Source organism: Pseudomonas sp. MM227 (genome assembly GCF_947090715.1).
Lineage (GTDB): Bacteria > Pseudomonadota > Gammaproteobacteria > Pseudomonadales > Pseudomonadaceae > Aquipseudomonas > Aquipseudomonas baltica.
The window spans coordinates 1912834-1938181 of the sequence record NZ_OX352319.1 but is presented as its reverse complement, the minus strand read 5'-3'; the positions used below and the strand labels follow the sequence as shown (position 1 = coordinate 1938181).

General features: G+C 63.2%; 22 protein-coding genes. 7 read left to right on the top strand and 15 right to left on the bottom strand.

Annotation, left to right across the window (positions count from 1 at the left end; all coding sequences use genetic code 11):
- Positions 1–1029 (bottom strand): HlyD family secretion protein, encoded by a 1029-nt coding sequence (locus tag ONG87_RS08850; RefSeq protein WP_244646840.1) that lies wholly within the window; start codon positions 1027–1029, stop codon positions 1–3.
- A gap of 8 nt (positions 1030–1037) precedes the next feature.
- Complete coding sequence (locus ONG87_RS08845; RefSeq protein ID WP_264382681.1) at positions 1038–2561, bottom strand: MFS transporter; 1524 nt, start codon at positions 2559–2561, stop codon at positions 1038–1040.
- A gap of 146 nt (positions 2562–2707) precedes the next feature.
- Here ONG87_RS08845 and ONG87_RS08840 point away from each other — a divergent pair, with 146 nt between their 5' ends.
- From ONG87_RS08840 to ONG87_RS08830, 3 genes are all read left to right on the top strand, one after another.
- A complete protein-coding gene (locus ONG87_RS08840; RefSeq protein WP_192057303.1) occupies positions 2708–3484 on the top strand; it encodes an IclR family transcriptional regulator in 777 nt (258 codons plus the stop codon).
- Between the two features lie 184 nt (positions 3485–3668).
- Entirely contained in the window at positions 3669–4343 is a 675-nt protein-coding gene (locus ONG87_RS08835; RefSeq protein ID WP_122478499.1) for a histidine phosphatase family protein, read from the top strand.
- A gap of 93 nt (positions 4344–4436) precedes the next feature.
- Positions 4437–4649, top strand: coding sequence for a hypothetical protein (locus tag ONG87_RS08830; RefSeq protein ID WP_185793556.1), 213 nt, complete (start codon positions 4437–4439; stop codon positions 4647–4649).
- Positions 4650–4716: 67 nt separating this feature from the next.
- Here ONG87_RS08830 and ONG87_RS08825 read toward each other — a convergent pair whose 3' ends face one another.
- On the bottom strand, positions 4717–5451 hold the full coding sequence (locus ONG87_RS08825; RefSeq protein ID WP_264382680.1) for a WecB/TagA/CpsF family glycosyltransferase: 735 nt from the start codon (positions 5449–5451) through the stop codon (positions 4717–4719).
- Positions 5452–5734: 283 nt separating this feature from the next.
- Between ONG87_RS08825 and ONG87_RS08820 the strand changes: the two genes are divergently transcribed.
- Positions 5735–6682, top strand: coding sequence for a glycoside hydrolase family 5 protein (locus tag ONG87_RS08820; protein WP_264382679.1), 948 nt, complete (start codon positions 5735–5737; stop codon positions 6680–6682).
- Here the strand turns inward: ONG87_RS08820 and ONG87_RS08815 are convergent.
- The 9 genes from ONG87_RS08815 to ONG87_RS08775 form a co-directional block, all read right to left on the bottom strand.
- Positions 6666–7949, bottom strand: coding sequence for a hypothetical protein (locus tag ONG87_RS08815; RefSeq protein ID WP_122478508.1), 1284 nt, complete (start codon positions 7947–7949; stop codon positions 6666–6668). The genes ONG87_RS08820 and ONG87_RS08815 overlap by 17 nt on opposite strands.
- A gap of 28 nt (positions 7950–7977) precedes the next feature.
- Positions 7978–8925 (bottom strand): glycosyltransferase family 2 protein, encoded by a 948-nt coding sequence (locus ONG87_RS08810; RefSeq protein WP_122478509.1) that lies wholly within the window; start codon positions 8923–8925, stop codon positions 7978–7980.
- Positions 8922–10280, bottom strand: coding sequence for a lipopolysaccharide biosynthesis protein (locus ONG87_RS08805; protein ID WP_185793558.1), 1359 nt, complete (start codon positions 10278–10280; stop codon positions 8922–8924). The genes ONG87_RS08810 and ONG87_RS08805 overlap by 4 nt, the downstream gene beginning before the upstream one ends.
- 14 nt (positions 10281–10294) lie before the next feature.
- Positions 10295–11689 carry an undecaprenyl-phosphate glucose phosphotransferase gene (locus ONG87_RS08800; protein WP_122478513.1) on the bottom strand — a complete coding sequence of 465 codons (1395 nt, stop codon included), beginning with the start codon at positions 11687–11689 and terminating at the stop codon, positions 10295–10297.
- A gap of 114 nt (positions 11690–11803) precedes the next feature.
- Entirely contained in the window at positions 11804–14026 is a 2223-nt protein-coding gene (locus ONG87_RS08795; protein WP_122478515.1) for a polysaccharide biosynthesis tyrosine autokinase, read from the bottom strand.
- A 1-nt stretch (position 14027) separates the two neighbouring features.
- A complete protein-coding gene (locus tag ONG87_RS08790) occupies positions 14028–14534 on the bottom strand; it encodes a polysaccharide biosynthesis/export family protein (protein WP_122478517.1) in 507 nt (168 codons plus the stop codon).
- A gap of 26 nt (positions 14535–14560) precedes the next feature.
- Positions 14561–15715 (bottom strand): outer membrane beta-barrel protein, encoded by a 1155-nt coding sequence (locus ONG87_RS08785; RefSeq protein WP_122479672.1) that lies wholly within the window; start codon positions 15713–15715, stop codon positions 14561–14563.
- Between the two features lie 43 nt (positions 15716–15758).
- Positions 15759–16790 carry a GDP-mannose 4,6-dehydratase gene (gene gmd / locus ONG87_RS08780; protein WP_122478519.1) on the bottom strand — a complete coding sequence of 344 codons (1032 nt, stop codon included), beginning with the start codon at positions 16788–16790 and terminating at the stop codon, positions 15759–15761.
- 817 nt (positions 16791–17607) lie between these two features.
- Positions 17608–18660, bottom strand: coding sequence for a LacI family DNA-binding transcriptional regulator (locus tag ONG87_RS08775; RefSeq protein WP_192057306.1), 1053 nt, complete (start codon positions 18658–18660; stop codon positions 17608–17610).
- 104 nt (positions 18661–18764) lie between these two features.
- Between ONG87_RS08775 and ONG87_RS08770 the strand changes: the two genes are divergently transcribed.
- From ONG87_RS08770 to ONG87_RS08760, 3 genes are all read left to right on the top strand, one after another.
- Positions 18765–20282 (top strand): MFS transporter, encoded by a 1518-nt coding sequence (locus ONG87_RS08770; RefSeq protein ID WP_367400465.1) that lies wholly within the window; start codon positions 18765–18767, stop codon positions 20280–20282.
- A gap of 85 nt (positions 20283–20367) precedes the next feature.
- Complete coding sequence (locus tag ONG87_RS08765; RefSeq protein WP_264382678.1) at positions 20368–21729, top strand: iron-containing redox enzyme family protein; 1362 nt, start codon at positions 20368–20370, stop codon at positions 21727–21729.
- A 16-nt stretch (positions 21730–21745) separates the two neighbouring features.
- On the top strand, positions 21746–22711 hold the full coding sequence (locus ONG87_RS08760) for a class I SAM-dependent methyltransferase (RefSeq protein WP_264382677.1): 966 nt from the start codon (positions 21746–21748) through the stop codon (positions 22709–22711).
- 426 nt (positions 22712–23137) lie between these two features.
- Here the strand turns inward: ONG87_RS08760 and ONG87_RS08755 are convergent, their stop codons facing one another.
- The 3 genes from ONG87_RS08755 to ONG87_RS08745 form a co-directional block, all read right to left on the bottom strand.
- Positions 23138–23908 carry a molybdopterin-dependent oxidoreductase gene (locus ONG87_RS08755; RefSeq protein WP_264382676.1) on the bottom strand — a complete coding sequence of 257 codons (771 nt, stop codon included), beginning with the start codon at positions 23906–23908 and terminating at the stop codon, positions 23138–23140.
- The gene (locus tag ONG87_RS08750) at positions 23901–24524 is read right to left on the bottom strand and encodes a cytochrome b/b6 domain-containing protein (protein WP_264382675.1); all 624 of its coding nucleotides are present in this window, start codon (positions 24522–24524) and stop codon (positions 23901–23903) included. The genes ONG87_RS08755 and ONG87_RS08750 overlap by 8 nt, the downstream gene beginning before the upstream one ends.
- A 218-nt stretch (positions 24525–24742) precedes the next feature.
- Positions 24743–25348 carry a hypothetical protein gene (locus ONG87_RS08745; RefSeq protein ID WP_122479675.1) on the bottom strand — a complete coding sequence of 202 codons (606 nt, stop codon included), beginning with the start codon at positions 25346–25348 and terminating at the stop codon, positions 24743–24745.

The window sequence follows — 25348 nt, the reverse complement described above, 5'->3', positions numbered from 1 at the left end:
TCAGGGCTCCTGGGTGGTATCGACCGACGCGACCACCGACAGGCCCACCCGCAGACGGTCAAGGTGCGGTTGGTCGGCCTCGAACACCACCTTGACCGGGATGCGCTGCACCACCTTGGTGAAGTTGCCGGTAGCGTTGTCCGGGCTGATCGGCGCGAACGACAGGCCGGTGGCCGGTGCCACGCTGTCGATATGGCCGCGGAAAACCTGGTCGGGAATGCTGTCGACACGAATGTCCACACGCTGCCTGGCGTGCATGTGCGCCAACTGGGTTTCGCGGAAGTTGGCGACCACGAACGCCTGGTGCAGCGGCACCAGGGCCAGCAGGGGTCGGCCGGGCGCGACGTAGGCGCCTACACGCACCGAACGCTGGCCGATCATGCCATCGGCGGGTGCCAGAATCTGCGTGTACGACAGGTTCAGCTCGGCCTGCTGCAACGCGGAGCGGTCCTTGTCCACTGCTGCCTCGGCCACTTCCAGTTCGGCCTTGAGCACGTCCAGGGTACGCTGGGCCGCGACCCGCGAGGCCGCATCGCGGTCACGCGAGGCTTCCCAGCCCTGCAGTTCGGCCTCGGCCTTCTGCCGCTCTTCCTGGGTGCCGGCGCCGGCCTGGGACAGGTTGCGGTAACGCTGGGCGTTGGCCTGGGCAAACTTCAGCGAAGCGGCAGTGGCACGGGTCGCGGCGCTGGCCTGGTCGATCACGGCCGCCTGACGCTCGATGCTGGCGCGCAGATTCTTCACCTGTGCCTGTGCGGCACTGACATTGGCGTGGGCGGCCGCGACCGATGCCGCGTAGTCGCGCTCGTCCAGACGCGCGAGCAACTGCCCGGCCTGGACCGATTGGTTGTCCTGCACCAGCACCTCGGTGACCACCCCGGCTACCCGTGGCGCCACCAGCACCGAGTCGGCGCGGATGTAGGCATCGTCGGTGCGCTGCACACCATCGCTGTGCAGCACGTGATAAAGGCCATAGGCCGCGCAGACGAGGATGGCGGCGCCGATGAGGGATACAGCGGTTCGGTTGTTCATAACGGATTTCATGACGGTACCGGGGGTTGCGGTGGATAGGCGCGTTTGGGCACGGTTACCAACACCACCAGAAGCACGGCGATGAAGGCCAGCAGCGCGAGGAACGCGTCGCCGTAGCTGAGCACGAACGCTTGCGCGCGCACGCGACCGGCCATCTCGGCGGCCGGTTCGCCGTAGAGCGGCATCAGACTCTGGTAGCTGTTGCCGAGCTGGTCGAGCAAGGTGTTGGAGTGCAGGTGCTCGCGGGCGGTGACGAAATTCTCCAGCACCACGCCGGCCACCACCGAAGACAGCCCGCGCAGGGTATTGACCATGGACGAGGCGAACGGGCCCTCCAGCGGATGAATCACGCCGGTGGCGATCATCAGCAACGGCACCACCACCATCGGTTGGCCAAACGTGTGCAAAGCCTGCAACAGATAGAAGTCGTCGCGGATCCACTCGCCGGTGATCTGCGAGCCGCCGAGCAGGGCCAGGGTCAGCAGGCCGAAACCGGCCGCCATCACATAGCGCGAATCCACCCAGTTGCGGTTGATGACGAACGCCACCAGTGGCGCGACGAGCAGCTGCGGCAAGGCGATGCACAGCGCGGTGGGCATGGTCTGCAGCGGCCGGTAGCCCTGGATGTGGGTCAGGTAGCCTGCCGGAATCGCGCTGCCGGCCATGCCGACGAACAGGAACAGGCACAACGTGGTGATGCCAAAGGCGAAGTTGCGCCGGCCCAGCAACTGCAGCTTGAACAGTGGCAGCGGGTGGAACCACTCGTTGAGCAGAAACAGCGGCAGGCAGACGCCGGCGCCGATCAACAACAAGGCGATCAACGGCGAGTCGAGCCAGTCGAGCCGTTCGCCCTGGGTCAGGCCGATGATCAGCATGCTGATGCCCGCGGTCCCGAGCAAGGCACCGCGCCAGTCGGCCTGCTTGAAGCGCTCCAGGCGCAAGGGATCCTGGGGCAGGCCGTAGGCAATGCAGGCGGCGCCGATGAGGCACGCTGGAATGATCTGCCAGAACACCATGCGCCAGTCACCGCCCTCGGTCCACAGCGCGGCAAGCGGCATCGCCAGGTTCGGCCCGAAGGTGGCGGTAAGCGCATAGGCCGACAGCCCGTACAACTTGATGTGCCAAGGCAGAAAACGCAGCGCGGCGGTCATCAGCAGCGGCGGCAGCGCCCCTCCGGCAAGGCCCTGAAGCACGCGCAAAACCAGCAGACTCTCCAGGTTGGGCGCGAACGGGCACAGTGCGCCGAAACCGGCGAAGGCCACGGTGACCACGATGGCGAAGCGGCGCAGCGAAAACGTTACCGCCAGCCAGGGCGCCAGCAGCATCGCCGAGACCTCGGCGGCAGCATAGGCGGAACTGACCCAACTGCCTTCATCGTGGCCGAAACCGTAGATGCCCAGCAGGTCGGCCAGGGTAATGTCGGTGACACGGTCATTGATGCCGGACGTCAGCGCGGCGATCAATACGCCGATCAGGCCGAGTGCCAGGCGCCCGCCGAAAGGGGTCGGGGCTGGGGGTGAAGGTGGGGACACGAAGAAATCCTGCTGGCGGCAACCAACGACAGACTGACTGTTGGCTCGGTAACCTATTGGCTCGGTAACCTATTGGCTCGGTAACCTGTTGGCTGGGTCACTATTGCGATACACTGTACCGAACAGCGATACAAAAGGCAAATTCCATGAGCAGCGACAACGATCGCAACGGTATTCAAGTCATTTCCCGGGCAGCGGCTATCCTGCGCTGCCTCGAAAGCGAACCCGACGGCTTGAGCCTGGGCGCAATCGCCAAGCGCATCGAGCTACCCCGCTCCACGGTGCAGCGGCTGGTCGACGCCCTGGCCCACGAAGAGCTGCTCAAGGTGCACGGCGCGGGCGGCGTGTGCCTGGGCCCGGCATTGATGCGCCTGGCCTCCAACAGCCATGTCGACATCATCCAGCAGGTCCGCCCCTATATGGAGGCACTGACCGAGCGCACCGGAGAAACCTCGGTGCTGGTCAACCGCAACGGCACCCACCTGATGCTGCTGCACTCGGTGGTGTCGCCGCAGCCGCTGCGTGTGGCGCCCTCCTCCGGGAGTTTCCTCAGCGTCTACGCGACCTCGGGGGGCAAGGCATTGCTGGCCAAGATGAGCGACGAAGCCGTCGTGCAACTGCTCGGCCCGGTGCTCGAGCCGCTGACGCCCAGCACGCCAGACCTGCCGCAATTGCTTGAACAATTGGCTGAGGTCCGCGCGCGGGACTATGCCTGCGACGCCAATGAGCACATGATGGGCGTTGGTGCCGTGGCCGTGGCCCTGCAGACCTCGCAAGGTCAGTACGCCCTGGCGCTGGTAGGTCCGGTATGGCGGGTCGAGGCGCAGCATGAGGTGTTTCGCCAGGCGTTGTTCGATACCCGCCAAGCCTTGACCCGTGCTCTGGGCGCAGGCCTGCGCACAGGCGAGACGTCGTCAATTTGAAACAAAATGCCACTATCTTGATTGGCACAAGTGCCGAACCTAAAGGCAACATGACACTCAGAGAGTCGCCCCTGCCACAGGATAACAGGCAGGAAAAACAAAGACAGGGAGACCCAGGCGGCTGCTCGCAGCACGCATTGGACGGGTGTGTCAGCTAACCCAAAGAGAGTTCAAGACCCATCCTATGAAAACTTTGAGCAACTGTGCCCGGCAGTTGAAACGCTACTACTACGCATTGCCCGCCATGCTGTTGGCCGGTACCTGTTCCTTCCTGGCCTTCGAAATCAGCGACAGCCGTGCGGCTCCAGTGGATGGCACGCAGACCCTGGTGTTCCTGCGCCACGCCGAGAAACCCGCAGGTGGCCTCGGCCAGCTCAACTGTCAGGGCCTCAACCGCGCGCTGAATCTGGCCGAGGTGCTGCCACAACGGTTCGGCAATGCCGATTTCGTGTTCGCCGCCGACCCTGGCCGGCACGTCGAGGAAGGCGAGAACGACGAATCCTACAGCTACCTGCGCCCGCTCATGACCATCAGCCCCAGCGCCATCAAGCTCGGCCTGCCGGTGAACATCGAATACGGCGCCAACGACACCCAAGACCTGGCCAAGGAACTGATGCGCGACAAGTACCACAATGCCGTCATCTACACCGCCTGGTCGCATGGCTACCTACCGGAACTGATCAACGAAGTGGCCGGCCGCGCCGTGGGCCAGAAAATGAACATCACCGACGACTGGGAATCCGGCGATTTCGACTCACTCTACGTGCTGACCCTGACCTGGCACGACGGCAAGGCCAGCCTGCTCTCGCGCAACGTCAAGCAGGGTCTGGACAACGGCCATACGGCTTGCCCGGTCTGACACCGGCCAGGGCCGTGTGAGTGGCACCAAGCGCTGCAAGGGAGGCTCGGGTATACTGCCTCTCCCTTTCAACGCGCTTGCCCCGGAGTCACCATGCCTGTCAGTCAACATCCCGATGCCGATCCGCTCGTCCAGGACGCCGAGCTCGACAGCCAGGCAGCGGTCCCGGCGTTCACCTTCCCGTTCAAGCCCGGTGCTTTCGCAGCCAAGGAAGCGGCTCGCTACCCCGGCGCCGGCAAGTCCAACCACGACAAGACCCCAGGCCGCGCGCCGAACGGCACGCGTCGCTCCATGGGCAAGCGCTGAGCGCCCGCCGTAGGCAAAACCCCGGAATGCACAACGACAAAGCCACCCTAGGGTGGCTTTGTGATTTTCAGGGCTTCTGGCGCTGCTGGGAATACTGCCGCGCAATGATCGGCACGATACGCCGTCCGTCGTGCCAATAACGCCCGGCCAGGCGACGCGGCTCGCTGAGAATGCGGTGCAGCCACTCCAGTGACAGCTTCTGCACCCACATCGGCGCGCGTTGCACCTTGCCCGACAGGAAGTTCAGCGCTGCGCCCGTGCACAAGCCTACGCCGTAGGCCAGGCCGCGGTCGGCGATCATCTTGCACAGCAGTTCCTGGCGCGGCGAACCGACCGACATGATCACCAGCTGCGCCCGATGCTGTTCGACGAACTGCAGGGTGGCCTCCACTTCTGCAGGGTTGTCGATGAAGCCCATCGGCGGGTTGTAGTGCAGGAACGTGACCGCCGGGTAGCGCTGGGCCAGCACCTGCAGCACATCGGTGGTCGAGCCGACGACCGTCACGGTCCAGCCTTCACGCTGGGCTTCATCCATCACCGACACGGTCAGGGTGCTGCCTGGGATGGCTTCGGGCACACCGGCGTCGAACTTGCGCAGCACGGGCATCAGTACGCGGCTGTCGCAGACCCGGTAGGCCGCCGCGTCATAGGCATTGCGGAAAACCGAGTCGTTTTCAAGCAGCACAACGTGGTTCACGTTGGCGGTAACCACGTAGCCAAACGGCTTGTTCACGTCGCCCTTGATGGCACGGATCAAGTGCGTTTGGTCACCTTTGTAGAAATCTATTCCAAAAACTTTCATCCAGGCCGTCCTATCAGTTCTAGAATGCGTTAATGCAGCGCCATAGAAAGGCTGCGGGAGCTTGGACGATTCGGCTTATTCGTCTGAAGCATGGTAATTGACTGGTTTCCATCCATAGGCTGAGCCAATGAACAGCAAAAGGTTGTATTCACGTGCAGATTCCGGGCGCGCAGTACCTTTCGTGCCTCAACTCCACCCGTCTCGTCCTCGTCGTGCACTGTTAAGTGCGGCGATGTCGATGGCGCTGGTGCTGGGCTCTGGCGCCGCATTCGCGGATGTGCCGATGGTTCAGATCAACGTATCGGGGGCAGAGTTCTCCGAGAATGCGTTTCCGGGCGTGGAAGGTACGCATTATTTCTTTCCGCGCGAAGGTTTCTTTGCCAACTGGAAGCGTCGCGGCATTCAAAGCGTGCGTTTTCCGCTCAAGTGGGAGCGCCTGCAACCCACGCTGGGTGGGGCATTCGACCCCACCTATGCCAAGTTGATCGACAAGATGCTGGTGCAGGCTGCACAGGCGAACATGCAAGTGATCCTCGACGTGCACAACTACGGGCGCTACCGCGGCAAGATCATCGGCACCAGGGAAGTCACCGTGGCTCACTACAAGAACCTCATGACTCAGATGGCCCGCCGCTGGAGCCCCTACAGTGCGCTGGCCGGCTACGACCTGATGAACGAGCCGCACGACGAATCCGACGCCATCTGGCCGACTGCGGCGCAGGCTGGCATCGACGCCATACGCAGCATCGACAAGACTCGTCCGATCTACGTCGAGGGCCGCTCGTGGGCCAGTGCCGAACGCTGGCCGCACTATAACGACGAGCTGCTCAAACTCAAGGACCCGTCGAACAAGCTGATCTTTTCCGCGCATATCTACATCGATCCAGACGGCAGTGGTAACTACAAGAATCGAATTTCCGGCAAATGGGATCCGGATATCGGGGTAAACCGAGCCAAGCCCTTCGTCGAGTGGCTCAAGCGCAACGGCAAGAAAGGCCACATCGGCGAGTTCGGCGTCCCTGACAATGACCCCCGCTGGCTGGACGCGGCCGAGCGGCTGCACAAGTACCTGGCCCTGCAGTGCATGCCGCTCACCTACTGGTCGAGCGGCCCTTACTGGGGTGGCTACTTCATGGCGGTCGAGCCGATCAACGGCAAGGCCCGTCCTCAATGGTCGGTCATGGGCAGGTACCTGAAAGAGCCGAAGTGCAAGGCTATCGGCCCGACCTGATCGCCAGGCCCACAGGGCCGGCCGGTCGTTCCAGTGGACGATCGGCCGGTTGCGATGCCGGCACCCTCACCTGACCGTAATAGACGAATGCCGCAACCGCGAGCGCTGCGATGTTGCCGTCGTACATCATGGCCGGCGACAGGAACAGATTGATCAGGTTGAAGCACATGTCCAGGACGAAGGCAGCCAGCAGGTCGCCTTTGTTGCGGCACTGACGGCTGATTCTCCAGAATCCGACGAAGTACACCAGAATGATCAGCGGCATGATGAAGCCGTAGCGATACAGCACGCCCAGCAAGCCCACGTCCGACAGGTAGAAGTACGAGCTGTACAGGCGCGAGAACCCGCCCTGCCACTGCAGCGACAACGCCCCCATCCCTACGTACCAGTTCGCCGCGGTGTCACGCAGAATGATCGCCGTGGTATCGGCACGCACCCCACCCGGCTCGGTCGCTTCCTGCACCAGGGCCATCAGTCGCTCGTACTGCGCTTCGAACGGCGCCGGCATCACCATGTAGGCGATTCCGCCCACCACGATCATTGCCAGGCCCAGCTTGACCAGCACATGCAGGTGCGCACGGAAGATCCACAGCGCCGCCAGGGTCCACACCAGCATCGTGTTACGCGTCTGCAGAACCAGCCACAGGTAGGCGGCGAACAGGCCGAGCAACAGCACCGGGACCAATTCGATACGACGGCGCAGGCGGTACATCAGCATCATCGCGCACAGCGACACATACGACCCGCCAATGCTGAAGCGATCCGGCCGCAACGGGTTGAGGCCGTAGTCCTTCTCGTCGACGTTGAACGCCACGGCGGCGTTTTCCGGGACGATCTTGAAGTAGTAGAGAAAGCCTACCGCAACGCACGCCAGGCCACCGATCAGGAAATAGCGCTCGAGCTGCTCCTGGGTCGGTTGCGCCTTCAACATCAGGTACAAGGCCGGAAAGAACAGCAGGTAGAGGAAGTTACGGCGCTCTTCGAGCAGGCCGTAGAACAGCGGCTGCTCGAAGTGATACCAGGAGAACAGTGCGGACATCACCGGCAGGGCCACGCCCATGAACAGGATCCACATACTGGCCCGTGACTGCCACGGGCGTTGCCACATGGCCAGCAACAACACCGCTGCGCCCACCACACCGGCCAGGTACAGCTCACGCAGGTACGGCAGCCCCGCCAGCTTGTTGTCGGTCAGGAAAACGAAGCCGGAGTTGACCACCACCAGCAGGCACAGCAACGTGCGCGGATTGAACAAAGCCTGGAGCATGTCCGTTACCTCGTGGACGATAGATCACTCAGCGCCATTTGAACGCCAAGCCCTCGGTGATGCCCTTGATGCCGAACTTGATGTTCTTGGCACTGCCGCGGTTCTGCAGCACGGTGATCGCGCCCAGCGCGATCGCCGAGACGAAGGTGCACGCGGTCGAATGAAAGCGCTTGTTGTACATGATGGCCGCGCGGTTGCGGTAGAAGTGGAACATGTGGCTGCGGCCACGGGTGCTGCCGCTGTCGCCATGGCGAGCGAAGCTGTTCAGAGCGACACGACCATGCCAGCCCACGGCGGCGGCGCGACGTTCCCAGTCCACTTCTTCGGAATACATGAAGTAGCGGTGGTCCATCATGCCGACCTCTTCGATCACCTCGCGACGCACCATCAGGCTGGCGCCCATCAGGTAGTCGGGCTCGGGCAGCCCGGCTGTGGCCAGTTGCGTGCGATCCAGGTTCTTGCCCATCAGCTTGGTCTTGCCCAGCCAGGGGAAGAGCATTCCGCCACCCACGCACTGGACCACCTGTGGCCGGTCCGAATACACCAGCACGGAAGCCGAGAAGCCGCATTTGGGCGACTGCTCCAGGGTATCGCGCAGCGCTTCCAGCGCACCGGCCTCGACGGTCACATCGTTGTTGAGCAGCCAGATGTAGCGATAGCCTGCGCGTATCGCGTAGTCGATGCCCACGTTGTTGCCGCCGGCGTAGCCGTGGTTGCCTTCGTTGACGATCAAGACGCGCTCATGGGGCGTGTCATAGCTGCCGGCGGCGCGCTCGTCGATCACCCGTACGTCCGGGCCGGTCGAATCGTTGAGAAACTGCTGCAGGCGCGACACGCTGTCGTCCTTGGAATCGTTGTCGATCACCACGACCGGAACGCGGCAGTGCGCGTCCAGAGCACGGATGCAGTCGATGGTGGTATCGGCGCCATTCCAGTTGAGGATGATCGCGCATACGTCATTATTGGATCTGGTCATGCTTCAGCCTCCTGTAGAGTGCCACGCTGGCGGTTCTGCCAGGCACGCGCCTTGAATACGACGATCGACAGCATCGCCAGATAGATGAAAATATTTGCCGCCGCGATGGCCATCACCACCGCCAGGGCCGAGCCGCCCCAGAAGGCGCCCAGGGCCACCGCGCCGAAGCGCAGCGAAGTCGCGAAGACTTCGAAGCCCAGGAAGTAGGCCTGCAGGCGCAAGGCCGGGATGGCTACTTCGCACGGCATCGCCGCGAACCGGGCCAATTCCGCCAGGGCCAGCCAGCGCGCGTATTCGCCCGCTTCGTGCCACTGGGCACCGAAGGCCACGGTGAACAGCCAGGGCCCGGCAATGACCAGGATCAGGAAACCCGCCGAGCCGATCGCCGTCATCGCGCCGACGCCCTTGAGCAGCAGGCCGACCACCGCTTCACGCGCATGGACGGCGGCGGCGATGCGCGGGTAGAAGACGCTGCCCATGGCCTTGCCGATGAAGTTGCTGGGCATTGCCAGCACTTGCAGGCACAGGGCGAAATAGCCGGCCGGTATGGCGCCGAACAGCGAGGCCAGTACCAGTGTGGGCATGTGCACCGACAAGGCGTTGATCAACACCTGCGGGGCACGGAAAAGTGGGAAGTCGCGGTATTCGCTGGCCAGTTGGCGCAGGGTCTTGCGCGGCGCCTCGTCGGTTTCGGCAACCTCGGCCGGGGCCGGCTTGCTCATGGCCATGCCGATCAGGATCAGCAGGCTGTGCACCACGTAGTACAGAGCACTGGTGACCACCAGCATGGTTGCGCTGTTGTTGAACAGGCCGCCGACACTGCGCATGCCATTGTAGACCAGCGCATGGCTGGTGGCGGCTCGGGCGGTCAGGCGATAGCGCCCATGGCGATAGAGCCACTGCTGCAGCACTTCGAGCACCGCCGAGCTGAACATCACCAGCGGTAGCAGCATCAGGTACGGGGTGAGCAGTGACAGGTTCCAGCGCTCGGCCAACATCGGCCCCCACCACAACAGCACGCCGGCAACCAGTATGGAAACCAGCAAGGCGACCACGGTCGCCAGCTTGGCCAGTCCGCTGGCGTCGCGGTGGGTCTGCGGCAGGACGATGGCCATCGACCAGGTCAGGCTGCAGGCCGGGATCAGAATGATCGTCAGGCTGAGGAAGGTACCCACCACCCCGAACGCTTCGGGGCCGTAGATACGCATGATCACCGGGATCAGCGCGAGGTTGATCAGCTGCGCGCCGGCCGAGCCGCCGAGCGCAGTCGCCAGATTCCGCACCATGCGGTTCTGGCGCAACTGCTGAATGAGGCCGGGGGCCGGTGTCGGCCCCTGGCTCAAGTCGTGTTCCATCCCAGCCTCCAGGCTCAATAGATGTTCCGTGAGAACAGGGTGAACGGGGTCTTGATCAGGATCTTGATGTCCAGCCACAACGACCAGTGATTGATGTAGGCCAGGTCACGCTCCAGGCGCCCCTGCATCTTGTCCAGGGTATCGGTTTCGCCACGGAAGCCGCTGACCTGGGCCAGGCCGGTGATGCCTGGCTTGATGCGATGACGTGCCATGTAGGCCATCAATTTGTCGCAGTAGTAATGGTTGTGGGCGATGGCGTGGGGACGCGGGCCGACCAGAGCCATTTCGCCGCGCAGCACGTTGATCAGCTGTGGCAGCTCGTCGAGCGAAGAGCGACGCAGGAACGCACCGACGCGGGTCACGCGCGAATCGTTGCGGGTGGCCTGCTTCACTTCCTGATCGTCGTGCATGCGCATCGAACGGAACTTGTAGACGTGAATCACGGTGCCGTTGCAGCCGTCGCGACCCTGGCGGAAGAACACCGGGCCTGGCGAGGACAGCTTGACCGCCACGGCGCAGCTGATCAGTACCGGTGCCAGGGCGATGATCGCCAGCAGCGCCAGGCTGCGGTCGATCAGGTCCTTGGCCATGGCCGCAGCAGGGTGCGAGCTCAGCGGGGTTTCGTTGAGGTAGATGGCCGGGAACTGCTCGATCTGCGAGATCGACTGGTTGAGCAGCATCATGCTGCCGAAGTCCGGCACCCAGACCACGTCCACCGCCAGGTCGAGCAGGTCGACATAGATCGATTCGATCTGCACCATGCGATCCAGTGGCAGGGCGATGTACACCCGACGCACTTGCTCGCGCTGAACGATGTCGCGCAGTTCGTCGAAACCGCCCAGGTGCGGCACGCCCGGCACCGGTACCCAGTCGGCATCGACTTCGGCGTCCGGCGCGATCACGCCCAGCACCGGTACCCGCGGCTTGAGCTGGCGCGCCAGCTTGCCGGCCAGTTCACCGGCGCCGATGATCACGGCCTTGCGCTCGTTCTTCAGACGCTGGTTGTGGCGGTTGAGCAGGAAGCGCAGCGGGATGAAGGTTGCCGCCTGGGCCAGGAAACCGTAGGCGATCAGCTTGACGGCCATGCCGGGCGCCAGCGTCTGCGGGCTGCCACTGAGCCAGATGACCACGGCCAGGGCCGCGACCAGGGTCAGCCAGCCGCCGAGCAGGCGCAACAGGCCGCTCAGGTAGTTCAAGCGCTTGTGGTAAACGTGCAGGAAACTGTAGACGGGGACCGAAGCAAGAACCCCGATCATCATCAGGACCCGATACTGGGGCGGGAATTCGTTGAAGTGTGCGTACAGGACACTGAATGTCAGCGCGCATGCCAGCGTGGCACCCGCGAGCCACATGGTCCAGAACGTCAGGCCCCGACGATTTACCATCGGGTGCAAGCGAGGCGCAATCATAGATGTATCCTCTGCAGACAAGTGCGGCGTGGTTGGGCATTTTCCGTAACGCGACCAGCCGTGCGCACGGCTCACCCCGAAGGGAGAGCGGCGCGGCTGCAAGGTCGGAAAGGTTTACTGGGCCGGGGCTGCCGGCAGGTAGTCATAGTAGTGGTCGCGACGCTGACCGGGTTCGGGACGCGACACCTGGTTGAGGACCACACCGGTGATAGGCGCGCCGGTCTGCAACAGCTGACCGATGCTCTTGCGCACGAGCGGCATGCTGGTGGCTTCGGACTTGATCACGTAGATCACCGAATCGGCCATGCCGCACAGCAGTGCTGCGTCACTCACCGACTGGCTGGCCGGGGTGTCCAGAATCACGCGGTCGTAGCGGTGGCGTGCCCACTCCAGGAAGGTCTGCATGCGCGTGCTGGCCAGCAGTTCCTGAGGGTTGTACGGCATTTCACCAGCGCAGATCACGTCCAGGCTACCGATGGTCTGCAGGCAGTCATCGACGCCCGCCTTGCCCGCCAGTAACTCGGCCAGGCCGATGTGCTGAGCGTCCAGGCCCAGGTTGGTGGCCACTTTCGGACGGCGCAGGTCGGCTTCCACCAACAGCACGCGTTCGACGCGGGCCATGGCACCGGCCAGGTTGATCGCCAGGGTGGTCTTGCCTTCGCCCGGAGTGGTCGAGGTCAGGACCAGGGTCTTGCGACGTACATCGTCGTCGTTGAGCATCACGCCGGTGCGCAGGGTACGTACGGCTTCGGCGAATGCCGCGTCGTCGTTGCGCTCGAACTGGCGGTGGATGCGCGAACGGTTGCGGCGCTTGAGCAACGGCACCACGCTCAGTACCGGCAGCTGCAGGGCACGCTCGACGTCGGCGCTGTTCTTGAAGCTGTTGTTCAAGGCTTCACGCAGCAGGGCAATGGCGCAACCGGCGATCAGCGACAGCAGCGCGGCCAGCACTACCAGAATGGCCTTGCGCGGCGTGGTCGGGAACAGCGGTGCAATGGCAGGGTCGACCACGCGGGCGTTGCCCGAGACCAGGTCGGCAGTCGCCATGGTTTCGCGCAGCTTGGTCATGAACGTGTTGTACACGTCACGGTTGCTGTCGACATCGCGCTGCAGTTCACGCAGGGCGAACTCCTTGCGGGAGATGTCCTGGATTTCCTGCTTGTTGGTGTTGAACGAGGAGCGCAACGAGTTCTCGTTGTCCTGCGCCAACTGGTAGTTGTGCTGCAGACCGGCGACGACCTGGCTGACCTGGCTGCGCAGGCTGGCCTGGGCGGCTTGCAGTTCGGAGCGTGCGGCAACCATCTGCGGATGCTTGTCGCCGTAGCGCTGGCTGTATTCGTCGACCCGCGCCTGGGCAGTAGCGGCCACGGCCTGGAACTGCTGGATCACCGGGTTGTTGATGACCGCAGGCACGCTGGACAGGTCCAGGTTGCCACCGCGGGCCAACAGACCCTGCACCTGACGGTACTGGCTCTGGGCATCGGCACGTTCGCGGCGTGCGTCGACCAGACGGTCGCTGGTACGAGCCAGTTCGTTGGCAGTGATGGTAGCCACGCCGCCGACATCGACCAGGCCCTGGCCATCGCGATAAGCCTGCAACTTGCTTTCAGCCTGCTGCAGCTGGGTGCGCAGCTCGACCATGCGGGTGTTCATCCAGCGGCTGGCGGTCAGCGATTCCTGCTGCTGCGAGTTCTGCCGGCTGGCCAGGTAACCCTGGGCCAAGGCGTTGGCGGTGGCCGCGCCGGTTTCGGCATCGGCCATGGTCACGCCGATGCTGACCAGGTGGCTCTTGCCCACGACGGTCACGCTGGTGCGCTGACGCAGTTCCATCACGGCGCTGTTGAACGCCTGCTGCTCGGTGTAGTTGAGCTCCTGATGCCAGCTCTGCGGGAACCAGTCGGCATGCCAGTTGGACAGCTGGGCCTTGATCTTGGCCAGGCGCGACTGCTTCTGCCGTGGGTCCAGTTCCTCGTGGTGCGACAGGTCGAGCTCGCGCACGGCGCGCTCGGCCACTTCGCGACTCTGGATCAGGCCCATCTGGGTCTGCAGGTAATCGCTGTTGGGATCGGGACGGTCCGGCGTCTGCTGGAACGTGATGACCTGGTTACCGCTGGGCTCGATGACCAGAGTGGCGACGGAGCGATAGGTCGGGGTCATGTTCAGCGCGTAGATCACGGCGGCGGCGGTGCCTACCGCGAAAACGCCGAGGATCATGCCGCGGCGACGCCACAGCGTGCGCCACAGTTTGCGCGAATCCAGCGCATCGCGTTCTTCTGACGCGGGCACAGCCTGCCAGGGAGCAACGCCCTGGCTGTTTCTTACGGCAATCTGGCTCATGTCAGAAGAACCCCTGGTCAATGGTGATGGTGTCGCCCGGTTCTACCGGTGTTGCCAACTGGGCCGCTTTGGCACTGCCGCCGCGATTGATGTTGATGCGGTTGACCGAAGCACGCTCGGTCAGGCCGCCGGCCAGCGCGATGGCACGGTCCATGGTCAGGCCCGGCTTGTAGGGATACCCACCCGGTGCCTTGACTTCGCCGCCAATGTAGAAGGGGCGGTATTCGACCACGCTCACGGTCACTTTCGGATCTTTGAGGTAATCACCGCTCAGACCTTTGGTAATGACGCGTTCGATCTCGTCGGTGGTCTTGCCCAGGGCTTTCACGTTGCCGAGAAAGGGGTAGGAAAAGGTACCGGAATCGTTGAGGTGGACTTCCTCGTTGGTCAGATCGGGTTCACCCAGTACGGACACCCGGATGACATCGCCCGAAGCGAGTTTGTAGGCATCGGCCTGGGCTCCCAGGCTGAACAGTGCCAGTACGACAATCAATGCATGCTTGAACATGGTGGCTTCTCCCCTTTGGGTTGAGTTCACAGGGACAGCTTGAGGCTGAGCAGGTAGATGTTGCGAACGTAGTCTTCGCTGTTCACGTTCGAGTTGTTGTCCACGCGGCTGTAGCCCAGGCCAACCTCGGCCCAGCGGCTGGCGGTGTAGATGATCTCGGCGCCGGCGGCGTTCTGCTTGTCGTCGCGACCGCCCGTGCCCAGGTACTCGCGATCTGCATAGCGATAGTTGACGTCGGTGGCGAAGAACGACGACCAGCTGTGGCGCCAGCCCAGGCGGCTGCTGGTCACGTGCACGGTGTTGGCACCGTCGTCACCTTCGTCGAAGGCGCGGCGCATGTTCACCGAGATGGTGGAATAGGTGCGTGGTTTGTAGTCCATGCCCACTTCCCAGGTGCCGCTGCCGTAGTCGTTGCTCTGCGAGCTTTCGAAATCCTTGCGCTCGTAACCCAGGCGGGCGGTACCGCTGAGCTTGGCGGTGACATCGCGGTCGATACCGAACAGCACGCGGTTGCCCTTGCTGTTGCGACGATCGAAGTCCAGGTAGTCGTAGTCGACATGGTTCAGCTCGACCAGGGCGCGGGTGCTGCCGCCCAGGCGATGGAACCAGGTACCGCTGACGCTGGTAGCGTCGTATTCCTTGTCATCGTTGATGCCGTCGGCATTGCGATAGCGCTGCTGACGATAGCCACCGCCCAGTTCGATCTGGTTCATGGCGCTGAGTGCGCCGAAGGTGTACTTCAGGCGACCGCCCTGACGGGTGTACTTGTCGTTTTCGCGCTCGTCGGCGGAATCGACGGTTTCTTCACCACGCTTGTAATCGAGAATGGCGTCCAGACGATTGCGCGAATCGAAGGCCCACACGCCGCTCAGCTCGGCATCGTGGTCGATGTGACTGGCGTCGGCGTGGTCCAGGTAGGTCTGGCTGTCGGCCGAATACTGGAACTTGTAGCCGGTGTTGCGGGTTTCGCGGGTAAACAACAGGGTCGGCTTGACCGAGGTGATCCACGACGCATCCTCATCGCGATCCACTGCACGAAAGTTATCGTCGTAGCGTTCGCTTATCTCCAAAGTCGGAGTGAAGTTCACGGGACCAAGCTCGACCTTTGCCGGTTCCAACGCCCAAGCGCTCAAGGGCCAAGGCGCCAGCGCCAGGCATGCCATCCACTGTTGTTTATTCATATCCATTCCCACTGCCGTGATTCGGGGTAGACGCCAAGGGCGCCTAGAAAGAAAAGCCGATTTCGTTGCGTCGCAGATCTGCCTCGACCATCATTCGGCAAAGCTCCTCGAGACTGGTCTGCGGCTGCCAGCCCAGTATCTCGCGCGCCTTGGCCGGATCACCGATCAACAGATCGACTTCGGCCGGACGGTGAAACATCGGGTTGACCTTGACCAGCACCTTGCCGGTCGCGCGGCAGGTGCCGCATTCCGCATCATCCTTGCCCGACCAGTCCAGGCTGATGTCCACAGCCTTGAACGCCATGCTGACGAAATCGCGCACGGTTTCGGTACGGTTGGTCGCCAGCACGAAGGTGTCGGGTTCGTCGGCCTGCAGCATGCGCCACATGCCTTCCACGTATTCCTTGGCGAAACCCCAATCGCGCTTGGCGTCGAGGTTGCCCAGTTCGAGCACGTCGAGCTTGCCGAGCTTGATCTTGGCCACGCTGTCGGTGATCTTGCGGGTCACGAACTCACGGCCGCGCAGTGGCGACTCGTGGTTGAAAAGGATGCCGCTGGTGGCGAACAGTCCGTAGGACTCGCGATAATTGATGGTCATCCAGTGGGCGTAGAGCTTGGCGACACCGTACGGGCTGCGCGGATAGAACGGCGTGCTTTCGATCTGCGGGATCGCCTGCACTTTGCCGAACATCTCCGAGGTGGACGCCTGGTAGAAGCGGATCTTCGGATTGACGATGCGGATCGCTTCGAGCAGGTTGACCACCCCTACTCCGGTGATCTCGGCGGTAGTCAACGGCTGGTCGAACGACACGCCGACGAAACTCTGTGCCGCAAGGTTGTAGACCTCGGTGGCTTCGGTGTTCTGCAGCAGGCGAATGCTGGCCGACAGGTCCGTCAGGTCGTACTCGACCAGGTGCAGGTTGGCGTGGCCAGCGACACCCAGCTCTTCCAGGCGCCAGAAATTCACCGAACTGGTGCGGCGGTAGGTACCGTAGACGGTGTAGCCTTTCTCCAGCAACAGCTGCGTCAGATACGCTCCATCCTGGCCGGTTACACCGGTGACAATCGCTTTCATGCAAATCTCCAGAGTCTTTGGTAAGCAACAACGACCGGTGCAACGCCAACGGCACATCCTGCGAAGCTGACCTTGGACAAGCTATTGCGACAAGGTTCAGTCCGGACGTCGTTTAAACGCAGCATCGGAGCAAAAAAAACAGGTACACCTCTCGTTTAGTCCTCAAAGGCGCTGAAACGAATCGGAGTGACCCAGGCATTGGCGATCTCGTGCGACCCACAGGTCGCTGTTTGTCAGTGCCGACTCTGGGGCGGCATCGGTAAGGCGAGGTGATACTAGGTGGCAGAAGTCCGGCAGTGCAAGCCGAGTGCTATCACCCGCATGTAAATAAATTATCAGGGCTGTATTTTTTTAGAAAGTACTTATAAATCAGTTGCTTATGCAAACTGGATTGATGGCGCCAAATATCTGCAGGCCCAATTCGTCAATTTTATTGGCGTCAATGAAGCTCATGGCGACAGTGTATGGCAGATCGCCAGCGCAAAGCGACGGTTCATTGGCGAAATTGCCCACCGCCCGACGACCGACACGCTACAGCCCCCGGTGGCCGAGGGCTGCACCTATCGGCCACGGAACACTGTGCAACGCACGCGAAACAGGTTTGCGGCCGTACCGCCAGAACCCTGACCGTTGGCGAAGGCACAAACGCCAGTAAACCGACTCAACGGGTCTCATCGATCAGTGCATCGGCACGGGCCTTGACTTGCGGGCGCAGCGCTGTGCCAAAGCCAGGCACCGTGGGTACGTTACTGAAACCACTCCTTCAAATCGGTTTCGGTCGCTTCGGCAGACGCAGAAGACTTCCAGCGGTGCTGAATCAGAACACGGCGCGAGTGCTCTGTCGCTCGATGAGGGAGAAGCCGATATCGACGATCTCGGCAACCTGCTCGGGCTGCTGCAGACGGCGCAGCAACAGGTCAGCCGCACAGGCACCCAATTGCGCACCGTCAATGCGCACCGTGGACAAGGCCGGAAAGGTATGGCTGGCGAAGTTCATGTCGCCAAAGCCCATCACACCCAGTCGCTCGGGCACCGGCAAGCCACGCGCAGCCGCTTCGGTGAGCACGCCATGAGCGAGGGTGTCGGAGGTACAGACCACCATCAAGGGTGGCGTCTGCGGGGTTGGCCAATCGTTCTCAAGCAGCGCAGCGAGCCCGCGTCGCCCCTGCTCCAGGGTCGGCAAGCCGGCGAAGATCTGCTGCTGAACATCGCCGATGCCGGCTTGGGTGAGAGCATCGAGCAGACTCTGGGCACGGCGCAATCCACGCGGATCGTCCACCGCCAGCAGGGCAAATCGACGGTAGCCCAGTCGCAGCAGGCGTTGCGCGACCTCGCTGCCCACGCGTTCATGGGAAAAGCCCACCAGCATGTCGATGGGGTCGTCGGTCAGGTCCCAGGTCTCCACCACGGGTACAGCCGCGGCACGCAAGCGCGCGCGACTGGCCTGGGTGTGCAGGGTGCCGGTGAGGATGATGCCGTCGGGGCGTCGACTGAGGATGACGTCGAGCAGATGCTGCTCCTGTTCGCTCTGATAACCGGAAACGCCGAGCAGCACCTGGTAGCCTGCCTGCATCAGGCGTTCGTTGATCGCCTGGAAGGTGTCGGAGAACAGCGGGTTGGTGACCATCGGCAGAACCACGGCGACCAGGCGGCTGCGATTGCTCGCCAGGGAGCTGGCCAGGCGGTTCTGCACGTAGCCGGTCTGGACGATGGCCTGCTGAATCTTCAGCCGGGTTTCCTCGCGCACCGCATCCGGCGCGTTCAGATAACGCGAGACGGTCATCGGCGCCACACCGGCCAGACGCGCGACATCCACCAAGGTGATACCGCGGGTACTGCGTCCCTTGCTGCCCGGTTGCTTTGCCGTCATGGTGTGCCGCGTGCCTCAGCTTGCTTCAGGAACAATGGCGTGATGGTATCAGCGCGTGCCGGGCCGCTGCACCTGCGGCCCGTTCGATAATTCAAGGAAGTCCCGTGTCGTCGTCTCAATCTGCAAAACGCTGGTGGGTACTGGTCGCGGTCATGATGGTGTTTCTGCCCGTGGTGCTGGACGTGACCATCCTGCACGTGGCGGTCCCCTCGCTGACCCTGGCGCTGCAGGCCACTGGCACCGAAGTGCTGTGGATCATCGATATCTACCCGTTGATCATGGCCAGCCTGCTGATCCCCATGGGTACCCTCGCCGATCGGATCGGCCATCGCCAGCTGTTGATCACCGGGTTGTGCATCTTCAGCCTCGGCTCGGTGCTTGCGGCGTTCTCGCCCAGCGTGGCGACACTGATCGGCGCTCGGGCGTTCATGGCCTTCGGCTCGGCGATGATCATTCCCTGCACGTTGGCGATCATCCGCCAAACCTTCGACGACGAGCGCGAGCGCGCCCTGGCGCTGGGCGTCTGGGGTGCCACCGGCTCGGCAGGTGCGGCCATCGGGCCATTGGTGGGCGGTGCCCTGCTCGAGCATTTCTGGTGGGGTGCGGTGTTTCTGGTCAATGTGCCGGTGATGCTGGTGGTGATGCCGCTGGTGCTCAAGCATGTGCCGCGCACCTCCATCACCGGCGACGGCAACTGGACCATCGGCCAGGCATTGATCCTGATGCTGGGTATCATGGCCACTGTCTATGCGCTCAAGTCCGGGTTCAAGCCCGGCAGCTCCGTGTTCGTCACCAGCGCCTCGGCACTGATCGGCCTGACCATGCTGGGCTGGTTCGGGCACAAGCAATTGCACGCCGCACGCCCCATGCTCGACCTCAGCCTGTTCCGCTCACCGGCGATCAGCGCAGGCGTGGTCATGGCGTTGGTGGTGATGGGCGCCCTGGCCGGGGTGGAATTGATGCTGGCCCAGGAGCTGCAATTCGTGCTCGGCCAGACACCGCTCCAGGCCGGCATGTTCCTCTTGCCGTTGATGATCGCCTCGGCGGTCGGCGGGCCCTTGGCGGGTCTGCTGTTGCGTGCCATTGGCCTGCGCTGGGTGGGCAGTCTGTCGCTGGCTGCTGCCAGCGCCAGCCTGGCAGGGCTGGCCATGGCTGACCTGCACCACAGCGGATGGGCCGTGATCGGCCTGCTGGTGATGCTGGGTCTGTCCCTGAGCATTGGCCTGACGGCATCGTCGGTAGCGATCATGAGCAGTACGCCGCCGCACAAGGCCGGCTCGGCCGGCGCGCTCGAAGCCACCAGCTATGACCTGGGCACAGGGCTGGGCATCACCGGGTTCGGTATCGTCCTGGGCAGCGGCTACACCCGCTCTATCCAGCTGCCTGAAGGGCTACCCCCGGCAATCGCGGAGACCGCCCGGCATTCGATCGGTGAAACCATGAGCGCGGCGAAGGTGCTGGGTGGCCCGCAGGCTGCCGAGCTGGTCGCCGCTGGCCAAGCCGCGTTCAGCACTTCGCACAACCTGGTGCTGGGATCGGCAGCGACCTTGATCGGGGTTCTCAGTGTAGTGATCTGGGTGGCGCTGCATCGCCATGGGCACACCCACAGCCAAGCGGCGTGATCGGCAGGGGCGTTCGTCGGTCCAGGTGAATTTCTGCAGGCGGGCTCACTCGAAACCAGACACCAAAAACACGATGGGTGCTGTCATGATCCCGCTTGAATCCACTGGCCATCCGCATTCAGGGGCCAGGCCCGAGCGTACTGCCCTGCCGCTCTACCGGTCGCTACTCGACCAGCCCGACGCCACCGAGCCAGGGCTGGCGAAGCAGTTTCTCGAAGAACAACTGGCGCTGGCGGCCGAGCTGCCCTGCCCGATGCCCTCGAACCCTGCGCAGCTGTTGCAGTGGGTGGCCGACAACGCCGCGGCGGTGGGTCGCCAGTATTCCGAGTATCTTGCCCTGCGCCACGCCGGGGCGCCCCGACGGTTTTTCAGCAACAAAGCCCACGCCCTGTATTTTCTGCAACAGGTGGCACCGAGCAAGCTGGTCGATGGCGCGTGGTTGTTCGGCACCGTCAAGCATGCGGCGGACTGGCGCTATCACGGCCTGATCCGCACCTACCTCGAAGAGTTGGGCGACGGTGATCCCTCGCTCAACCACGTCACGCTGTACCGCGCGCTGTTGGCCGAGCACGACTGCCTGGCGACCCACGACCTGGCCGACGAGCTGTACCTGCAAGGCGCCATTCAGTTGGCCTTGGGCCAGGCCAGCGAGGACTTCCTGCCCGAGGTGATCGGCTACAACCTGGGCTACGAGCAACTGCCGCTGCACCTGCTGATCACTGCGTTCGAACTGAACGAGCTGGGCATCGACCCTTACTATTTCACCTTGCACGTGACCATCGACAACGCTGGCACCGGGCATGCACACAAGGCGGTAGCGGCTGTTCTCGATCTGCTGCCGGGCGGTGCGGACAACGCTGCGTTTCTGCAGAGGCTGCGGGCAGGCTACAACCTCAACGACTTGGGTATCGGCTCTGCCGCAATGATCGAGGGCTTCGATCTGGACCATGAGGTGGTGCAGATGCTGGAGCGCAAGCGCGGCTTTGGCCAGTACATGCATTCAGACTACTGCCGCCTCGAAGGCAGGACCGTCAACGAGTGGCTGGCCAAGCCGGGCCAGTGCGGCGATTTTCTGACCGCGCTGGAAAACAAGGGCTGGATCCAGCGACACCAGGACCCCGAGGCCAGCCGTTTCTGGCAGATGCTCGATGGGCCGGGCGCGCCCATGTTCGGCGTGTTCAACGGTTACGAACGGCAGCTGCTCAAGGACTGGATCGCCGGCGATTGGCTGGACGATCAGTCCGGCGCCAGCAATCCGTTCAGGGCACGCTTTCGCCGGCGCGCACCCGCGGTGGCCATTGCGACCGGCACAGCCCGGCCTGCGGAACCGACCCAGGCACTGATTCGCAAGATGTCGCCATCGCTGCACGCATCGCCCGAGGGGTTGGAAGCAACCCGGGCATTCACTCGGCGACTGAGCGAGGGAGCGCTGAGCCATGAATATTGAGGTACGAGGCTCTGACATGAACCAGGTGAACGCGTGCCCAACCGTCGAGGCTGCGGAACTGGATCAGGTGCTGCTCCAGCTGGGTCGCCGTTTGCAAGCAGATGGCTACCGCTTTGTGACGGTGACGCCGCTGACCCATCAGCGCAACAACGAGCGGCCTGACAACGCGATCGCCCGTGACCTGCGCGATGTGTTCGGCTGGAGTCGCCCGTTCGAATCCAATCTGTTGCCCGAAGTGGAGACGGCGGCATTGCTGGAAAATGCCATCGTCAGCGAGCAGTCGGGGCTGCTGCGCAGCGAGGTGCGCTGGTCCAGCCTGGGCGGGCAGTTGTTCGTTCACTCGGCCTATCCGACCGTCGCCCACGATTCGGTTTTCTTTGGGCCCGATACCTATCGTTTTGCACGGGCCATCGAGAAGCACCTGCACGAGTCCCGGCAGCCGATCCGCAGCGCGGTCGATATCGGTTGCGGCAGCGGCGCAGGGGCGATTCTGATTGCCCTGGCGCGCCGCGAAGCGCAGGTTCAGGCAGTGGATATCAATCCTGCGGCGTTGCGTTTCACTGCAGTCAATGCGGCACTGGCGGGCGTAGCCAATGTAGCGGCCTGGCACAGCGACGTGCTGCAGGGCACCCGCGGGGATTTCGATCTGATCGTTGCCAACCCTCCGTACATGCAGGATCCCCAGGCACGGGCGTATCGCGACGGCGGCGGCGAACTGGGGTCGGCCTTGTCGGTGCGCATCGCCAGCGAGGCGTTGGGTCGATTGGCGCCCGGCGGCAGTCTGCTGCTGTACACCGGCGCGCCGTCGGTGGCCGGCGTCGACTTGTTTCTGAGTCAGGTGCAACCACTGGTGGACGTACCAGGGTTTCAATGGACCTACGAAGAGGTAGACCCGGACGTATTCGGCGAAGAGCTGGAAACCCCCGGGTATCGCCAGGCCGAACGAATCGCCGCCGTGGTCCTCACCGTCACCAGAACCTGACCTTGCGATGGTTTTGCAAAGCCCTGTAGCAGCGGCGCAAGCCGCGTCCGGGTTCACTGCGGTGTATCAGGGGGACCGCATTTACCGCCGACGCGGCTTGCGCCGCTGCTACAGGGGGGCGCGCGCCTCCAGATGCCGCTGAACCCCTGTAGCAGCGGCGCGAGCCGCGTCCGGGTTCACTGCGGTGTGTCAGGCTGAACGCATCCACCGCCGACGCGGCTTGCGTCGCTGCTACAGGGGGGTGCGCGACTCTATATGCCGCTGAACCACCTGTAGCAGCGGCGCGAGCCGCGTCCGGGTTTACTGCGCTGTGTCAGGGGGGCCGCATTTACCGCCGACGCGGCTTGCGCCGCTGCTACAGGGGGATGCGCGCTTCCAGATGCCGCTGAACCCCTGCAGCAGCGGCGCGAGCCGCGTCGCGCGCGGCTAGATGCCGCTGAACCAGTTGTAGCCCTGGTCTTCCCAATAGCCGCCGGGATAATCGTTGCTGACGAAGATCTCGACGATGTGCTTGGGGTTCTTGAAGCCCAGCTTGGTCGGCACGCGAACCCGCAATGGGTAGCCATATTCAGGCGGCAGTGCAACCTCGCCATAGTCCAGGGCCAGGAGCGTCTGCGGGTGCAGGGCGGTGGGCATGTCCAGGCTGGAGTAGTAGCGGTCGGCGCACTTGAATCCGACAAATTTGGCCGTGATATCGGCGCCAATGTGCTCGAGGAAGGTTTTCAACGGCACCCCGCCCCACTGGCCAATGGCGCTCCAGCCTTCGACGCAGATCAACCGGGTGATGTCCGTCTGCTGGGGCAGCTTGCGCAGACCTTCAAGTGTCCAGGCCGCCTTGTCGCGCACCAGGCCGGATACTGCCAGGGCGTAGCTCGATACGTCGATATCGGGGATGTCATCCTCGCTGTAGAACGCGTTGAACGGGAACGGTTGGGTCATCTGCGCCTTGCTGTAGGTAGGCGCCAGACGCTGGCCGTTGAACAGCCAGGCTTGCACTCGATCGTTCCAGCGCGACATGGCCCAGAGCACCTTGTCGACCTGATCACCGTCCTGCAGATTGCAGCCGCTGAGCATCGCCATGGCGCCGACGGTGAGGCCGCCGCGCAGGAAATGTCGCCGCTGCAGGCTTTCGAGCTGGCTGCGCTGGGCCGGTTCCAGGATTATCGGAGCGACCCGGCGGGATTTGGGTTCATTCATGATCGGTCTTCCCGGTAGTCGAAGGCCTTACCCCGCCGGTGATCATCGACGGCAGCGTCTTGGGCACCAGCAGCACCAGGGCCAGGTGCACCACTGTAAAGGCGCCGATGGCAGACATCGCGGCGAAATGGACGTAGCGGGCGAAATCGTAGCCGCCCAGCAGTGCTACCAGCTCCTGGAACTGGATGGGCTTCCAGATGGCTACCCCGGATACCAGAATCAGCACCCCGGCCGCCAGTACCAGCCAATACATGAGGCGCTGCACCGCGTTGTAGACGCCCTTTTCATGGATCAGCCGCAAACGCAGAGCATCGCGCAGGTCGCGTTTGACCGCGCGGGAAGTGATCGGCAGCAAATCGCGCTTGAAGTGGCGGCTGATCAATCCGTAGAGGACGTAGACGAGGCCATTGATCACCAACAGCCACATCACCGCGAAATGCCAAGCTATCGCGCCACCCAGCCAACCACCCAGAGTGAACGAGGGCGGAAAACGGAACGCAAACAATGGAGAGGCGTTGTAGATACCCCAGCCACTCATGAACATGCAGGTCATGCCGAAGGCATTGATCCAGTGGGTGAGGCGTACCGTCAGTGAATGTATGCGACGCACGGCCATGGAATGGCCCTCCCATGTCAAAGAAACACACGCCAATGACCGCCCCCACAAGTAAGAGGATGCACCTACCCCTGTGGGAGCGGGCTCTGCCCGCGAAAAGGGCGCCGCGGTGGATCAGCCATACCGCGGCGCGCCCTTCGCGGGCAGAGACCCGCTCCCACAAGGAAAAGGGTGCGCCTGCCACCTGTGGGAGCGCGGCCACGGGGGTATGACAAAGGTTACATCGGTGGCTGGAAGCCATCCTTGCCTACTGCCACGCCACGGGCGGTCTTGCCGTCTTCGGCAGGGAACACGACGACCTTGGCGCCTTTCACCAGCTGCTCCGACTTGCCGGCTTCGACATAGGCAATCGGCACATCTTCAGGCACGACGACCTGCTTCTCGCCGCCCTTGTAGTTCACGGTCAAGGTCCGACCATTGGCCTGGGCCAGCTTGCCGACCGTGCCATTGGTCATGGTGCCGGTGGTACCGTCGGCGTTCTCCCAACCGTAGTGCCCTTCCCCGCTGCCCTTCAGGCTAGGCTCGAACACGGTCACTTCCAGCGCTTTCAGCGTGCCATCTGCCTGGGGAGTAGCCGCCGAGCCGATGAAGCTGTCAGCTTTGATCGAGTCGATGTTGGCCTTGGACACCAGGCGGATGCCGGTCTTGTCGGTCAGGCCGATGGTCTGGTGCGCGCCGCTGCGAGTGGTGAAAGACAAGGTGTTGTTGTCCAGGCCATCGACCGTGCCACGCATCGGCTTGACCACTGGCATGTCTGCAGCCGAGGCCAATACGGCGGCACTGAGCAGCAATGTGCCGAGAGTGGTCGACAGGGCAGTTTTGAT

Excerpts from the sequence above, each read along its gene's own strand:
- ONG87_RS08765 (WP_264382678.1), top strand. The coding sequence starts at position 20,368 with ATGATCCCGCTTGAATCCACTGGCCATCCGCATTCAGGGGCCAGGCCC.
- ONG87_RS08810 (WP_122478509.1), bottom strand. The coding sequence starts at position 8,925 with ATGACCAGATCCAATAATGACGTATGCGCGATCATCCTCAACTGGAAT.
- ONG87_RS08835 (WP_122478499.1), top strand. The coding sequence starts at position 3,669 with ATGAAAACTTTGAGCAACTGTGCCCGGCAGTTGAAACGCTACTACTAC.
- ONG87_RS08785 (WP_122479672.1), bottom strand. The coding sequence starts at position 15,715 with ATGAATAAACAACAGTGGATGGCATGCCTGGCGCTGGCGCCTTGGCCC.
- ONG87_RS08805 (WP_185793558.1), bottom strand. The coding sequence starts at position 10,280 with ATGGAACACGACTTGAGCCAGGGGCCGACACCGGCCCCCGGCCTCATT.
- ONG87_RS08755 (WP_264382676.1), bottom strand. The coding sequence starts at position 23,908 with ATGAATGAACCCAAATCCCGCCGGGTCGCTCCGATAATCCTGGAACCG.
- gmd (WP_122478519.1), bottom strand. The coding sequence starts at position 16,790 with ATGAAAGCGATTGTCACCGGTGTAACCGGCCAGGATGGAGCGTATCTG.
- ONG87_RS08760 (WP_264382677.1), top strand. The coding sequence starts at position 21,746 with ATGAACCAGGTGAACGCGTGCCCAACCGTCGAGGCTGCGGAACTGGAT.
- ONG87_RS08795 (WP_122478515.1), bottom strand. The coding sequence starts at position 14,026 with ATGAGCCAGATTGCCGTAAGAAACAGCCAGGGCGTTGCTCCCTGGCAG.
- ONG87_RS08820 (WP_264382679.1), top strand. The coding sequence starts at position 5,735 with ATGGTTCAGATCAACGTATCGGGGGCAGAGTTCTCCGAGAATGCGTTT.
- ONG87_RS08850 (WP_244646840.1), bottom strand. The coding sequence starts at position 1,029 with ATGAACAACCGAACCGCTGTATCCCTCATCGGCGCCGCCATCCTCGTC.
- ONG87_RS08790 (WP_122478517.1), bottom strand. The coding sequence starts at position 14,534 with ATGTTCAAGCATGCATTGATTGTCGTACTGGCACTGTTCAGCCTGGGA.
- ONG87_RS08840 (WP_192057303.1), top strand. The coding sequence starts at position 2,708 with ATGAGCAGCGACAACGATCGCAACGGTATTCAAGTCATTTCCCGGGCA.
- ONG87_RS08830 (WP_185793556.1), top strand. The coding sequence starts at position 4,437 with ATGCCTGTCAGTCAACATCCCGATGCCGATCCGCTCGTCCAGGACGCC.
- ONG87_RS08750 (WP_264382675.1), bottom strand. The coding sequence starts at position 24,524 with ATGGCCGTGCGTCGCATACATTCACTGACGGTACGCCTCACCCACTGG.
- ONG87_RS08825 (WP_264382680.1), bottom strand. The coding sequence starts at position 5,451 with ATGAAAGTTTTTGGAATAGATTTCTACAAAGGTGACCAAACGCACTTG.
- ONG87_RS08815 (WP_122478508.1), bottom strand. The coding sequence starts at position 7,949 with ATGCTCCAGGCTTTGTTCAATCCGCGCACGTTGCTGTGCCTGCTGGTG.
- ONG87_RS08800 (WP_122478513.1), bottom strand. The coding sequence starts at position 11,689 with ATGATTGCGCCTCGCTTGCACCCGATGGTAAATCGTCGGGGCCTGACG.
- ONG87_RS08775 (WP_192057306.1), bottom strand. The coding sequence starts at position 18,660 with ATGACGGCAAAGCAACCGGGCAGCAAGGGACGCAGTACCCGCGGTATC.